Raw genomic sequence first — 15844 nt, 5'->3', positions numbered from 1 at the left:
GTTGAAAATGTTTCCCTATTCAATAGATCGGATGAATAATACTCGCGTATTTGAGTATAAAAATAGAGGATATCATGGCATTAAGAATTGAATTAGATAGTTATAAACCCGGTATTGCGAAGTTTTTAGCTCAAAAATGGAGTGGTAGTTCTCAAATTGATATACTTGTACAACGCAATCAGGATGGCTATTACTTATCTGGTTTGAATCAATGGAACCCCGAAAAAAATTGGCATACTCTTGAAAATATGTCAGTTGAAAATGAAAAATTAACGGGATACGTTGGTGAATGGTTGGTCGACTCTTTGGTGACACAAGAAAGTCAGCTCCGATTTCTTATACAAATTCGTGATAAGCAAAATCAAAGTTATGTTGATGGTGGTGTTGTTAGTATTGCAGAAACTGTTTTTGCCTCAACAGCATTAAACGCACAAACAACTTTATCTAATGAAGAACAAGTTATAGAACATCCTGAGCCAGTTAATGATCCTATTGTTGAAGATGAACCGCCATTAATTGAAGAATCTAATATTACCTCTCAAAAGGAAACATTAGTCGAACCTATTGAAACGGAGTCAGAATCTGGAATAACTCCTGAGGAACCAGTTAAATCAAAAAGTCGCCTAGGGCTAATTGTTTCTATTGTTGTTGGATGTATGATACTAATTGGACTAGGTCTTGCGGCGTGGTATTTTTTATTTTTCCAAAAACAATTACAACCTACTCCCACAGTGGAAGTTAGTGAACAATGTAGTTTAAGCAACATTTCTACTGATGATTTAACATTTATTCAACAATGTTTACAGACTAAACCTGAAACGGGAGCAATTATTCAGATAATTACTGAAGCTAAAAAAGCAGGAAAATGTAATATAGCTCAGCGTTTATATGCAAATCAAGCACAAACAAATGCTAACATTGCTATGCTATATGCAAAAGAGTATGACGAAAAATTTTATGAAGTGAATAATTGTTTTGAAGCTGATAAAGAAACGGCTATTTATTGGTATGAAACATCTTTGACTAACGATCCAAAGAATACATTCGTTAAAGATCGTTTAACCCAATTACAAAAATAGTGAGGAGCAAGAATGAATAAACTAGCTATCTCAAAACTGATTTCCACAATAGGTTTAACATGTTTACCATTAATTGGTTTTGCCGCAGAGCCGCTTAAGCAGGTAGGTAAAAAAACGCTATATCAGCGTGTACTAAGTACGCCAACATGCGAATTAAAAAGTAATATTGCTGATCCTACTGGTAAATCTTTACCTGCATTTTCACGTTATTATGTTTATGAGCGCAAAAATCAGAATAATCAGCAATGGCTTAATGTAGGACCAGATTCTTATGGAAAAACTATTGGTTGGATTAATGATTCATGTACTATTGCTTGGAATATGCAAATGACATTAGTTTTTACTAATCCAGTTGATCGTGATCCTTTGCTATTTTTCAAGGATAAGGCTGCATTGACTGCGATTGTTGATGCCGATAAACCTGAAACTTTATTAAAACCTATTCGTGAAGCTCTAAAAGCGAATAAAGCAGCTCCAGAAGTGCTTGCTCAAGAACCTAAAGAGTTTGTAGATTTTAAAAGTAATTTCTATTTATTACCTATTTTGCAAGGTGAAGAAGTAATGAATGGGCGAGGGTTTTATGAGCGAGTGCTAGAGGTCGCATCAGTAAGTAAACAAGAATCATTGATAAAAAATAACCCAAAGCAAAACACTGCTCAAACTGCTGATGATAGTGCAAATCAAGTAGTACCTTTTAAAGCCGCTATTGTGTTTGTTATTGATTCAACTATTTCTATGGATCCTTATATTTCAAGAACTAAAGAAGCGGTAACGCGAGTTTATCAGCATATTGAAAAAGAAAAGCTACAAGAACAAGTAAAATTCGGATTGATATCATTCCGCTCAAGCTTAAAAGCATCGGATAAGCTCGAATTTGTTACCAAGATTTTTGCCGACCCAAATAAAGTTAAGGATAAAGAAGACTTTAAAAAGTTAAGTGCTTCACTTAAACAAGCTTCTGTTTCTACCTCGTATTTTGCGGAAGATTCTTATGCGGGCATTGCTCAAGCATTAAATGATATTAATTGGAATAGTTTTGGCGCACGTTATATGATTTTAATAACAGATGCTAGTGCGATTCCGGGGGATGATAAGCTTTCTAGTACTGGCATGGATGCAGCGCAATTAAGGCTTGAAGCTCAGCATAAAGGAGTTGCCATTTATGCACTACATTTAAAAACGCCAAGTGGTGCAAAAGATCACCAAGTAGCGGCAGCACAATATTCAGACTTAACTTATAACGATTTCATTCATAAATCACTTTATTACCCAGTTAATGCTGGTGATGTTAATGAATTTGGTAAAAAAGTAGATTTATTAGCGCAAGCACTATCTGAACAAGTCAAACTAGCATATAAAGGTGAAGCTTCTGTTGGTAATGCTCTAAATGCAAAAGATGATAACTCTGATATGTTAAAAGATGCATTGTTATTAAGTAAGGCAATGCAACTTGCTTATTTAGGGGATGTAAAAGGTACTAAAGCACCGTCAGTTTTTAAGGCTTGGATTGCCGATAAAGATTTTGTTAAACCAACTATACCAACAGCAGAGCCACGTATATTATTAACAAAATCACAACTGAGTGATCTGAGTGATGTTGTTAGCAAAATTGCAAATGCAGCTAATGATGGATTGATTTCTGCCGATGATATGTTTTCGCAACTTCGCTCTGTTGCTGCCGCAATGGGGCAAGATCCAAGTAAATTAAAATCAGATTCTGTCACAAAAATTGCAGATTTGGGTTTACTTGGTGAATATTTAGATAATATCCCTTATAAGAGCGATGTAACGGGGCTTGATCAAGATACATGGAAAAGTATGAGTGGGCTTGAACAAGAAAAATTTATTCGTAATTTAAATAGTAAAATTCGCTATTATCAAAAATGTAATGCAGATGTAGATCGTTGGATTTCATTAGCTGAAGGTAGCGATCCGCGTGAGAATGTGTATCCTATACCATTAGAAATGTTGCCATAAAGTTGTGTTGTTAGAAAATATGTTAACCATCAATCAAATTGCAATTTCACGCTCAACAGGCAAATCCTTTTTTAGTGTTTGCCTACCAAAGCTAACTGTAAAAGCTGGTGAGGTGGTCGTTATTCAGGGCGACAGTGGTGCAGGTAAAAGTACTTTACTTGAAATGGTGGGGATGATTCTAAAACCAGACGAAATTGGCTGTTATAATCTGGCTATAGATAGTTGTGATATTGATATTGCAACACTCATCAAACAAGATAAAATAGATCAATTGGCAGATGTTCGTGCTAAGTATTTAGGTTTTATGTTACAAACAGGTGGATTACTGCCATTTTTAACGGTTCGTGACAACATTTTATTATCGTTAAAGCTATTACAGAAAAAAGTGGATAATGATCGCTTTGATTATTTAGTGCAAAAACTCAACATTATTCATTTACTAAATAAATATCCTAAACAGTTATCAATTGGTGAAAGGCAACGAGCTTCCTTTATTCGCTCTATTATTCATAAACCTGCGTTATTACTTGCCGATGAGCCGACTTCGGCATTGGATCCCTATAATGCAAATTTACTTTTTGATTTAATTATAGAACAAGCTCAGCAGGATAATATAGCTGCCATGATTGTAACACATGACCTGCAGCGTATAGCTAACAAAGGATTATTTACTTTATCGGCTAAATTAACCTCCTCACAATCTTCGGAATTTCTACCATTACAAGATAAGGCATAAAAGATGACTAAAGCAATATCAAAATGGTTACTTATAACTCGTTTGTCTGTAGCTGACTTATGGTATGACAAAAAAGTTTCATTTTGTATTATTGCCTCAGTAATATCAGTAATTACACCGCTATTATTGCTATTTAGTTTAAAATATGGTGTGGTTTCTCAACTTCGAGAGCAATTGCTTAATGACCCGCAAAATTTAGAAGTAAAAATAGTTGGTAATTTACAACTAAAAGATGAAGTGTTTGAGTGGATAAAGAAACAGCCAGAAACAGCTTTTGTTATTCCATTAACTCGTTCATTAAATACGCAAGCTGATTTAATGAAAGATGCTAGCCATTTTGTTAATAATGCCGAAATTATACCTACAGCCAAAGATGATCCAATAACAAAAAACTTGCCATTACTTAATAATAAAAAACAAATTTTATTAAGTTCATTATCAGCCGAAAAAATGCAAGTAACAGTAGGAAGTCGAGTCAAAATGGTAATTACTAGGCAGCTTGATGGAAAACTAGAAAAAGGCATGACTGAATTAGATGTGGTTGGCATTATTCCCGAAAACCGTTATAGCCGTGCCGCGGTTTTTGTTACTTTAGAATTACTTATTGATATGGAAAATTATTATGATGGTTATCAAAGTGACATTTTTCCAACCTCAACAGGACAATTAAATCCACCTGAACATACCTCGTTCGCACGAGCTCGTATTTATGCAGACTCACTTGATAATGTATCACCACTAGCATTTAAATTAAGAGAAAAACACATTGAAACGCGTACACAGGCTAACGCAATTGAAAACATGCAAGCGATTAATAGAGTACTTAATTTTATTTTTAGCGTTATTGCAATTACAGCGATTTTAGGGTGTGTTTTATCATTTATAGGATCATTTTTATCAAATATTGAACGCAAACGTAAAGATATTGCCTTTATGCGATTAATCGGTTTTCGCTCTAAAGGTATTATGCTTTATTTAATAAACCAAGCTATGATTTTAAGCTGTTTGGCTTTTGTTGCCTCTTGTACTCTTTTTGTAATAGGTAATTATGCGTTTAATTTAGTTTTAGGTAAAAATTTGGTTTCACAATCTGTTGTAAGTCAATTACAATTTTATCATCTTATCATAGCCTTTTTACTCACTTTATTTATTGCTGCAGGCATTGTGCTTATAGGAGGGCGACGTGCTATCAAAATTCAACCAGCAGAAAGCTTACGTGAAGCATAATTGTACTCGATACGTCCGACTAGCTTGTTGGGGATTGGCTGCAATTAATCTACATCCATCATTAAGTTTTGCTCAACCTTGGGATAGTAAATTTTATAATCCCAAACCAACAAAAGATGACGTGATTTTACCTATGCCATGTGATGGCAGTTTAGTGATGAAAAAGGTTTTTACCCCGACCAATAAACCGTTAGATGATATTAAAATCATTTTAGGTAGTAACCAAAAAGAACTCGGTTTTGCCGAGTATGCAACACCTAATTATATTGCTGGTAGTTTTTCTGATGCAGGTAAAGAACGGTATTACCTGATAGGTAAATATGAGATTACCGCATTGCAATATCAATCAGTAATGAACGAGACTTGTCCAACTCCTAAAGTAAATCTTTCTTTTCCCATTACTGATATTAGCTGGTTTGATGTCATCGCCTTTACGGATAAATATAATCGTTGGTTAATTGAAAACCAATCAAAAATAAAATCAAGTAATTTACCTAATGGTTATGTTCGTTTACCTAATAATACCGAATGGGAGTATGCCGCTCGCGGTGGGTCAAAAGTGACAGAATCGGAGTTTCGTGAATCCCTATTTCCGATGAAAGGTAATCTCGAAAGCTATGCATGGTTTTCTGGCGCAAAATCTGCTAATGGTAAATTACAACTGATTGGTAGGTTAGAACCTAACCCGCTAGATCTTTATGATATTTTAGGTAATGCAAGCGAAATGATGTTTGATTCGTTTCGAATGAATAAACTAGATCGCTACCATGGTCAACAAGGTGGAGTGATTGTCCGTGGTGGGAGTTATTTAACACCAGAATCATCAACTACCAGTGCTTTTCGTACCGAAAAACCTTTTTATGATGATAAAGGTGCGTATAAAAGTAAAGATGTTGGATTTCGTTTAGTTTATACAACCGAAGTGATGAATTCGAATGACAAAATCAGAGAGTTAGATAAAGAATGGAGTCAGTTAGGTAACGAAACAGACAGTACAAAAAATGGTAATGTCGTTAATGAGCTTGAAAAAATCACCAAACAAGTTGAAGATGAAAAAACAAAAAAAGAATTAAATAAACTAAATACGCTTTTAAGAAGTGCTAATCAAGCTCGAGATGAACAACGGGATCGTTCCATTCAATCGGCATTACAGCTAGGCGCATTTTTGTGCGCTAATGTTTCAGATTTAAACAGCAAATTTGAGTATAATGACAATTTATATAAAACAATGACCAATGAGGTTTGTGATCCAAAAGAAACAGACGCATTGGAAGATGACAATATGTGCTCAAAAGCGAAGCTAGATAATTTAAAAAAAGTTGTTGATGAATCTAAAAGTGCACGGGATTTTATATTGAAATATTATTCCGACACAATAGTTAATACTGCGTCAAATTACGAAAAAAATACGATTAATGATCAAGCCAAATCAACTCAATTTATTTTAGAAAATAGTGGCAAAGCTAATATGAGTGATTATTTAAAACTTTACTTCAAACATATTAATCAATATATTGAATCTGGAAAAATCGAACGAACGATTTGGCTACAAACATGTACCGAAATAAAAGGAAATAAATGATGAATAAAATTATCCTAACACTTGCTTTGTGTGTATCGCTTATTCTAACAGGATGCCAAGGTTCTGGCGGAGTGAGCTCCAGAAATGTCGATCCTGCATTGGCCAAAAGTAATACAGCTAAATTTTTTAGTAAATCAGCGTGGCAATCCTGTGCTATTGGTGCTGGTTTGGGCGGTATTGGCTGTATGCTAGCAGGAGGAAAAACAGGCGTATGTATTGCGTCTGCAGCCGTAGGTTGTGGTGTTATGATGGGAGCAAACTATTATCTTGACAACAAACGAGCAGAATATGCGGATGCTGAAATGCGCCTCGATGTTTACATCCAAGATATTCAACAAAACACTTACGAAGTACAAGCTGTAACTGAAACAGCTAAAGCTGTATTAGATAAGAATTTAGCGACACTTAATGTATTAAATAATCAAATTAAAAAAGAAACCTTAAATAAAAAACAGGCTCAAAAAGATTTAGTTCAAATTGATGCTAATATTGCTTATTTACAAGATAAATTACAACGCATGAGAGGCGTTGAAAATGATTGGATTTCAATATCATCTCAAGAACGACAATCAGGTATGAATGTATCAAAACTTGATAAACAAATAAGCCAATTACATAAACAAATTTCAGTACTTGAAAATCAAATTAATCTTGTTACAAAACAACGTTCAGCGGTTAAGGTTAGCTAATTATGAAAAAAAAATATCTTCTATTACTCAGCCCGTTTATTTTTTTAGTTGGTTGTTCAACAACGCCCGAACAGTGTGATCCAACTAATACTAACATTGGTATTATGGACAAAATCAGCTGTAATTATTCAGGGAATTACCAAGCTAGAATTGATCAAAAAAAGCAAATTCTAGAGAATGAAGTAAGAGCTAATCAGCAGTTTAAAGAAATTTATGCCGTAATTGAAAAACAAAAAAATGACACTTCATTAAGCATTAAACAAAAACAGGCACAGCAGCAAAAATTAAAAACTGATTTAACTAAACTAACTGATGAGGTTAAACAAAAAGCCCAAGGCCGTGACGATCTACAGGCTCAAGTCAGAGATATAGAACAGCAACTGAAAAAAGTTAACAATTCAGGTAGTTCTGAACTTGAAAAACAAGTTGAGTTAGAAAAGTTAAATAAAAAACTTCAACAATTGCAAAAAGCACTGAATATATAAATATATTCTGGTTTAATCAATATTCAAACAAAAACTGAAGTTAAATAAAAGGGAATAAATAGGCAATGCAGCGAATAACAAGAGTTATGTGTGATCGTAATAATTCTGAAAAAATATCTTTATTAGATCAATATAATTCATTGTTAGCATTGCTAAAACCGTATTTAACTGATCGTACTTTTTCTATCTTAGCAATAGCAAGATTGATTGACGATAATCAATATATTGGTTGGTATACCGAGTTAGAAGGACAACCTGTTTTATTGAACGAAATTAGTGATCAATCACTTAAAGCTAAGATAGAAAAAACGCTACAATATCGTATTAACGATATCGAAACAACTGTTAAGATAATACCCATAACAGCTGAGCAGCAGGCATTCATTTCATCATGGTTACCTAGAATTAAAAGTTTAGGCAATCATATTTATGTTATTAATGATGAGCCGGTTATTGTTAATACCTTTGAAGACCCTGTTTTACCTGCTCCAGCACCAGTTATTCTTCCAAAATCATTTTGGCGTTGGTGGCATTTTTTACTTCTGGCCCTATTATTACTTTCTTTGCTTGGTATTATTTGGTACTTATTTTGCCCATATGGAAAAGCAAAGCCTACGATTCCTGATACAAAGCCTGTAATTACTCAGCCAGTTGAAGAAAAGAAATCAGACCCACCAAAAGAAGAGCAACAACCTGTTGTAAAATCGGAGCCTGAACCGATACCAGCACCTAAAAGTTGTATTACTCGTGAAGAAATTGCGAATAATACAGACACACCAAAAATGGTTATGATATTTGACAATTCAGCATCGATGTCATTGACTTTAATGGAAACTCAGGCATCCATTAATCAATACTTGCATGCTGATTTTTATTCAATGACACAACAAGAAATTGATGAATATGAAAAACGAATGACTCGCTTACCAAATCGGTTATCAACAAGTAAAAAAGTAGCATTGTCGAGCATTGATAAAATACAAGCTGACGTTAATATTGCGCTAGTAACTCTATCTGCTTGTCCTGTTGCACAAACTACTCCATTTTATCATTATGAAAATAGAAGCAAGTTAAAAAATAAAATAAATAGGTTACAACCATTAGAAAATAAAAGCGCAACACCTTTATATAGTGGTATAAAACAAGCAAGTAAAATGCTTGATGGTGTAAACCGTGATGATTACATATTAGTTATTAGTGATGGTGAAGATAACTGTACCAAAGCTAATATTTGTGCTTTAGCGAACAAAATTGCCACTCAACAACCTCGTTTAAAAATAAATATTGTTGATATCGCTGGGCAGCATAAAATTGACTGTGTAGCAAACAAAACTGGAGGTAAGGTTTATATAGCTCAAAGTCCAAAACAGATAATTAACCAAATGGATAAAGCTATTTCGAGTATGAATATTAGTAAACCTATATGTGAATAATCAATTTTAAATAAAACGATACAATTACATAGCTCGAATGTATCGTTTTTTATATTTTTATCTATAAAAGTTAGATTTAGCACATTATTTAGAGTAATAATATGAGAATGTAAGGAATTAAATCAATAATGCAACGAATAACGCGGATAGTCTTTGATTATAATAATCTAGAGAAAATTTCTCTATTAGAACAATATAATTCCTTAATATTATTATTAAAATCACATTTAACTGATCGTACTTTTTCGGTTTTAGCAATACCAAAATTGATTGATAACAATGAATATATTGGATGGTACACTAATCTTGAAGGGCAACCTATATTACTTGATAGTCTTGTCGATGAATCGCATAGAAACAAAATAGCCAAGACATTACAAACACGTATTAATGATATTGAAAATGCTATTAAACTAATGCCATTAAACGATGGAGAGCGAAATTTAGTTTCAGCATGGCTTCCAAGAATTAAAAGTTTAGGTAACCTAATTTATGTTATTAATGATGAGCCCGTTATTATTAATACCTTTGAAGAACCAGTTTTACCTGTAGTAGCTCCAGTTATTCCACTAAAACCATTTTGGCGTTGGTGGCATTTTTTACTATTAGCCTTATTGCTTGTTGGTTTGCTTGGTATTCTGTGGTATTTATTTTGCCCTTTTGGTAAACAAAAAACAGTTGTTCCCGATCCTATAGCTATTGTTGCGCCGGCTGTTATAGTGAAGAAGCCTGAACCTAAACCGGCGTCTGAGCCTGTTACTGAGCCAAAAGATACCGTGCCTGAAGAATCTACGCCAATTGCAACATCAGAGCCTAAACCTGAACCGATACCTCAGCCACCGTTAAAGCCAAAGGTAAAAAATCCACCGAACTGTATAACCAAAGAAGAGATGAATAAAGATCCTAATCCATCTAAAATGGCAATAGTGTTTGATAATTCATTATCAATGACAGTAACATTAAATGAATCACCATCAGCGGTTGAACAATATTTTCGATATTTGACGTATGGTAGTAATATGTCAGAAGAAGAAAGAATCAAATACGAAAAGCGTATGACCCGTTTACCAACTCGTTTATCAAGTAGTAAGAGTGTGGCTACATCGAGTATTGATAAGATACAACCAAATATTGGTATTTCACTGGTAACGTTGACTAATTGCCCAGCAGCAGAAGTTTCGCCGTTTTATAATTACAAAAATCGCCCATCACTAAAGCATAGAATTAGAAACTTAACACCGACTGCAGCCGGAGGAGGTGGAACACCTTTATATAATGGTTTAGAAAAAGCGAGTAAAATGCTTGATGGCATAAATCGTGATGATTATATTCTTATTATTAGCGATGGTGAAGATAATTGTACAAGGAAAAATATTTGTACATTAGCAAATTATATAGCTGCACAAAAACCACGATTAAAGATTAATATTGTGGATATTGCTGGTGAACACAAAATTGACTGTATTGCTAATGCAACAGGTGGAAAAGTTTATATTGCTCAAAGCCCTAAAGATATGATTAAACAAATGAATAAAGCGGTTTCAAATTTGAAAATTGATAGGCCTGTGTGCCAATAAATAATAAAAAATTATATTAAATAATTTTATTGAGTTTTTTTAATTCAATTATACAGCTATACAGTTATTTGAGCTCGACAATGTTTCAGACTTTTTTATAGAATAAATAACATTCGTACTAACGTCCGATTTGGCGAATTTTATGCGAAATTCCATAAGGCCAAGCCAACAGGAATGTTTGGCTGCGCTAGTCAAGAACGAATTATAGAGGATGAGTTAAAACTGAGCGCTGGCGGATATATTTTCTGTAACAAATTTGAATATTTGAGCAAAGTGAAGATGATCTCGAAAAGGCGAGTATCAGGATAATATGAGTAAATATAAGTAGGCTTTATTCTGTACAGCTAAGAATGAGATTGTTAAATGGGATCTGGCAATTCGCATAGCTTGCTTGCCACTATTGTTATTTATTCCACCAAAAGGCTAAAACGTCTAAAACCACTACACCAAACAAAATCTTAGCACGCTGTAACCAACATATTCAATTTAAAAAAGCAAAACAAAAATTCCAATACAATCAAATTCTATATCTTGATGGTTTTAAATCAAAATAAACGCTCACAACACCGTAAAGTAAATATGGGAATCTTCTTTATGGTGTCAGAATGTAATGACAATTATAAGTAAGAGCAGCACGCAAAACAGGAGGTTTGGTGGATTATTTTGTTGTTGCCATTACTATGTTTAAATTGGTGAGTAAAAATTATAAAGGTAAATTACGTTTAATCATACATTGTTTATAAGCATCAAAAGCTTTTTGATTTAATTTCATGCCATACATATAAAGAATGCCGTAGCACAAAACTGCAAGAGCAACACTATCTTTGTATTTTTTAAACATATTATAGTGTTGTATTAATATTTCATCACTTATTTTATCACTTTTTTTATCTGATTTTACTTGCTTTATAATTGTGTAACATAGCAATAGAATAAATATGCCTAAGAAAGTCAACAGTCCGATAATTAATGCAGCAAAAACTGCAAGTCCCATAATGGTTTGTAAAAAATTCATCATTTTTAAATTCTCCTATTTCTCAATTTAATAAAATATGCTTTTATATTAGTATTATTTTCAATCATTACCATAGTTAGGCTTTAAAACGGAAAAAACACCGGTACTAAAGCAATATCCACCGCCATTACTAAAAAAGTTAACGGTACGCCAATTTTGACAAAATCGCTAAAGCTGTATCCTCCCGGTGCTACTACCATGGTTTTAATCGGTGAGGATACGGGCGTAATAAATGACGCTGATGTGGCAATTGCCACCGTCATGGCAAATGGATAAGGTGAGTAACCAAATTTTAGTCCTAAATCAATAGCGATTGGCGCAATTAAAATGGCTGTTGCAGTATTGGATATAAATAATCCAATTGTTGAGCATAATAAGAAAACAAATGTTAGCACCATGTATGGGCCGAAAGAGCGTAAGTGGACTTCAAGCCAAGCTGATATGAGCGAAATCCCCCCCGTTTTGTTGAGTGCTAGTGCAAAAGGCATCATACCTATAATTAGAATTAAGGTTGGCCAATGTATGGATTTATAGGCATTAGCCATGTCAATGCATCGTGTTGCTCCCATCAGTAAGCAGGCGACTAATGCCGCAACCACATTAGGCACAACACCTGTCACCATTAAAATAATCATAATGGCGAGATTAATTAAAGCCGCTGGTGCTTGTGAGCTTGCTGGTGCAATGTCGTCGATATCGGCCGGAAAGTCTAATACAACAAAGTCATTGGTTCGAGTTTGTAGTTTTTGGATCGAACCCCAGTCACCACAAACTAGTAATGTATCACTCATTTCTAAACGTTCTTGGAATAAGTTGTTTGTTTCAACTGGTGCATGATTACGCCAAATACCAATTACAGTCAGGAAATATTTTCCTCTAAAATCAATTTCATTAAGTGTTTTTCCACACAGTGTCGATTCTGGGAGCAGGGCAACTTCGGCCATGCCGACTTGTTTAACCTGTTCTGAAAAATATTCACCTCGTAATACTTTCGGTTCAAGGTTGTTGGTGTTTAAAAAGGTTCGATAATCGGCTTCGGAGTGTGACATATCGAGTAATAAAATATCATTTTCACGAAATTCGGTTGAGCCATTAACGGGGATTAGTACTTTGTGGAATTTGCGCCAACGTTCAATACCAATAACATTTACACCATGTTCACTACGCAAATGTAAGCCATCAATTGTGCGCCCAACAAAAGGTGAGCCAGCTAGTATTTGTGCTCGATGGGCTCGGCCAATTAATTTATAGTCTCGAATTAAATCGGTGATTTTTCGTCTTTGTGGTTGGGTATTAGTTGGGGTAACTTGTTCTGCTGTGAGTAACCAATTGCGTGTTAATATGCAATATATAACCCCGACAATTAAAACACCAATACCAATTGGGGTGATCGAGAAAAAACTGAATTCAGTCAAAGCGGCACGGTTTAATTCACTGTTTACAACAAGGTTTGGAGCGGTGGCAACCAGTGTCATCATGCCACTTATTAATGCCGCAATACAAAGTGGCATCATTAATTTTTTTACATGAATACCAGTATGGTTAGCAATGCTAATGGCAACGGGTATAAAAATTGCAACTACGCCAGTTGAGCTCATCACTGAGCCAAGCAAAGCAACGCCTAACATAATGCAGGTGATAATGCGAATATCGTTTTTGCCTGCGACTTTTAATATGTATTCGCTCATTTTGTATGAAATACCTGTTCTAACCAAGCTTTCACCAATAATAAATAGAAGGGCAATTAAGATAATATTAGGATCGCTAAATCCAGCGAGGGCTTCAGCTGGTGTTAATACGCCTGTGATGGTGATTGCCGTTATTGTGAGCAATGCAATAATGTCCATTCTTAATTTGCTGAACGAAAACATTAAAATTGCTATTAATAATAATATGCAGACAGTAATAAGTGGGTAATATTCAATAAAATAATTAGGTAAGAATTTAGCGATTGATGATACTAAACCATCCTCAGATGACAAATGTTCCACAAAAAGTAGCTCTATGATACAGATTACATTTTGTACATAATACCTTGATTTATTGTAATAGGGAATATCTCTAAATAAAGTTTATATGGCTATAATTACTTTATCGTTAATTTTTTTTACGTTATTTTTCGTTTTTTAACATTTTTTGCTATTTTCTTTATGACCTATTCGCATTATTGAAAAGTAGGTGTAATTTAAGCAACTAAACCTATTTAATCGTTAACTCTTTAGGAGAGAATATGTCATCAAAAAAATCTGTTGCACAAATTATAGTTGATGTTTTGTCTGAAGCAGGTGTTAAGCATTGTTATGGTATTGTTGGGGATACTTTGAATCATATTACTTCTTCTATTAAAAAAAGTAATATTGAATGGGTACATGTTCGTCATGAGGAAGTCGGTGCTTTTGCCGCAGGGGCAGAAGCTTATTTAACAGACCAAATTACAGCTTGTGCTGGATCTTGTGGTCCAGGAAGTTTGCATTTTATTAACGGTATTTATGAAGCACACCGTAATAAAGTACCTGTTGTTTTATTGGCAAGCCAATTGGTGACTTCGCAACAAGGTACCGATTTTCCGCAAGAAGTTGACTTTGAATCTATTTATAAAAATTGTTCTGTATTTTGTCAGCAAATCAATGATCCAACCCAAGCAAGACAAATAACAACCGCAGCAGTTCAAGCTGCAATTAATCAACGAGGTGTAGCTGTTTTAGTGGTACCTTATAATATTAGTTTAATTAAGGTTGAAGATAATAGTGGGCATAAAATTTATCATCCTAAACCTATTATTCGCCCGTCAAATGAAGAATTGAATCAAATCGCAGAAATACTTAATAATAATCATAAAATAGCTATCTTCGCTGGGCAAGGAGTGTGTGAGGCTCACGATGAGCTTATTGCCTTTGCTGAAAAATTAAAATCACCTATTGTGCATACATCGAGGGGTAAAGATTTTGTTGAGTATGATAATCCTTATAACGTTGGTATGACTGGTATGTTTGGTATGGAGTCAGGAACAACAGCGATTAAAGAGTGTGATGTGTTAATTATGTTAGGTGCTGATTTTGCGTGGTCACAATTTTATCCTGATAAAGCGATTATTATTCAAGTTGATATTGATGCCACTCATCTTGGGCGGCGTCATCCAGTGAGTGTGGGGGTTGTTGGTAGTAGTAAGCCAACGTTAGCCGCTTTAATTCCTTTAGTTGATGAAAAACAAGATTCTAAGTTTTTAGAAAAATGTCGCCAATTGTATATAAAAGCAATGGATAAATTGAATAAGAAAGCTGTACCATCTCAAACAATGATTCATCCTCAATATTTAACCGAGCTTGTTGATAAATATGCGACACAAGACGCTGTGCTTTGTGCTGATGTTGGCTCTGCTATGGTTTGGGCTTGTAGGCATTTTAATACTAATGGGAAAAGACGTACTGTCATTAGTTTGAAACATGGCACAATGGCAAATGCAATGCCGCAAGCGTTAGGCGTGCAAAAAGCATTTCCTAATCGTCAGGTTATTACTTTATCAGGTGATGGTGGTATTAGTATGTTATTAGGCGATTTGTTAACTACAATTCAAGAAAATTTGCCAATTAAAATTATTGTGCTTAATAATAGTTCACTTAATTTTGTTGAATTGGAACAGAAATCAGAAGGTTTAGTTGATCACTATACCGATTTACAGAATCCTAATTTTGCAAAAGTTGCCGATTCGATGGGATTATTTGCGATAAGAGTTGATAACTCTGATTCTCTTGATGAAGCAATGCAATCATTTTTATCGCATCAAGGTCCTGCATTATTAGATGTTAAAACCAGCTCTAATGAATTAGTTATGCCGCCTGAAATTCAAGCATCGCAGGTTATGGGAATGGCGCTTTACAGTGTAAAAGCTTCTTTGCAAGGGAAAATGGGCGATGTAGTAAATCTATTGGTGGATAATTTTATCAAGAAATAGTTTATATTATTTTTTATATTTATTTTAAATGACAAGTTTACAGAGAGTTTTTGTTAAAAAGTTTCAGGAAATAGGGGTGTTTCAGTATAATT

Annotated in this window: 12 protein-coding genes; 10 read left to right on the top strand and 2 right to left on the bottom strand. The window is 34.3% G+C overall.

The window, feature by feature from the left end:
- Window positions 1-74 precede the first annotated feature (74 nt).
- From ACGH80_RS00525 to ACGH80_RS00485, 9 genes are all read left to right on the top strand, one after another.
- The gene (locus ACGH80_RS00525) at window positions 75-1079 is read left to right on the top strand and encodes a hypothetical protein (RefSeq protein WP_085164565.1); all 1005 of its coding nucleotides are present in this window, start codon (window positions 75-77) and stop codon (window positions 1077-1079) included.
- Window positions 1080-1091: 12 nt separating this feature from the next.
- The gene (locus ACGH80_RS00520; RefSeq protein WP_085164563.1) at window positions 1092-3056 is read left to right on the top strand and encodes a vWA domain-containing protein; all 1965 of its coding nucleotides are present in this window, start codon (window positions 1092-1094) and stop codon (window positions 3054-3056) included.
- A gap of 19 nt (window positions 3057-3075) precedes the next feature.
- Window positions 3076-3792, top strand: a complete 717-nt coding sequence (locus ACGH80_RS00515) for an ABC transporter ATP-binding protein (protein WP_065625390.1) — start codon at window positions 3076-3078, stop codon at window positions 3790-3792.
- A gap of 3 nt (window positions 3793-3795) precedes the next feature.
- Window positions 3796-5019 (top strand): ABC transporter permease, encoded by a 1224-nt coding sequence (locus ACGH80_RS00510; RefSeq protein WP_085164559.1) that lies wholly within the window; start codon window positions 3796-3798, stop codon window positions 5017-5019.
- On the top strand, window positions 4976-6601 hold the full coding sequence (locus ACGH80_RS00505) for an SUMF1/EgtB/PvdO family nonheme iron enzyme (RefSeq protein ID WP_411630378.1): 1626 nt from the start codon (window positions 4976-4978) through the stop codon (window positions 6599-6601). Before ACGH80_RS00510 ends, ACGH80_RS00505 begins: the two co-directional genes overlap by 44 nt.
- Entirely contained in the window at window positions 6598-7290 is a 693-nt protein-coding gene (locus tag ACGH80_RS00500; protein ID WP_296299834.1) for a hypothetical protein, read from the top strand. The genes ACGH80_RS00505 and ACGH80_RS00500 overlap by 4 nt, the downstream gene beginning before the upstream one ends.
- A 2-nt stretch (window positions 7291-7292) precedes the next feature.
- Window positions 7293-7775 carry a hypothetical protein gene (locus tag ACGH80_RS00495; protein ID WP_174798843.1) on the top strand — a complete coding sequence of 161 codons (483 nt, stop codon included), beginning with the start codon at window positions 7293-7295 and terminating at the stop codon, window positions 7773-7775.
- A 65-nt stretch (window positions 7776-7840) separates the two neighbouring features.
- The gene (locus ACGH80_RS00490; RefSeq protein ID WP_174798844.1) at window positions 7841-9208 is read left to right on the top strand and encodes a VWA domain-containing protein; all 1368 of its coding nucleotides are present in this window, start codon (window positions 7841-7843) and stop codon (window positions 9206-9208) included.
- A gap of 128 nt (window positions 9209-9336) precedes the next feature.
- The gene (locus ACGH80_RS00485; RefSeq protein ID WP_411630377.1) at window positions 9337-10785 is read left to right on the top strand and encodes a VWA domain-containing protein; all 1449 of its coding nucleotides are present in this window, start codon (window positions 9337-9339) and stop codon (window positions 10783-10785) included.
- Window positions 10786-11488: 703 nt separating this feature from the next.
- Here the strand turns inward: ACGH80_RS00485 and ACGH80_RS00480 are convergent.
- Window positions 11489-11803, bottom strand: a complete 315-nt coding sequence (locus tag ACGH80_RS00480; protein WP_065609344.1) for a hypothetical protein — start codon at window positions 11801-11803, stop codon at window positions 11489-11491.
- 80 nt (window positions 11804-11883) lie between these two features.
- The gene (locus ACGH80_RS00475) at window positions 11884-13725 is read right to left on the bottom strand and encodes an SLC13 family permease (protein WP_411630392.1); all 1842 of its coding nucleotides are present in this window, start codon (window positions 13723-13725) and stop codon (window positions 11884-11886) included.
- Between the two features lie 305 nt (window positions 13726-14030).
- Here ACGH80_RS00475 and ACGH80_RS00470 point away from each other — a divergent pair, with 305 nt between their 5' ends.
- A complete protein-coding gene (locus ACGH80_RS00470) occupies window positions 14031-15752 on the top strand; it encodes a thiamine pyrophosphate-dependent enzyme (RefSeq protein ID WP_174798845.1) in 1722 nt (573 codons plus the stop codon).
- Window positions 15753-15844: the final 92 nt, after the last annotated feature.

Origin of the sequence: Gilliamella sp. BG1, from assembly GCF_046635625.1 — a bacterium.
Classification (GTDB): domain Bacteria; phylum Pseudomonadota; class Gammaproteobacteria; order Enterobacterales; family Orbaceae; genus Gilliamella; species Gilliamella bombi.
This window is presented reverse-complemented; position numbering and strand designations above follow the sequence as displayed.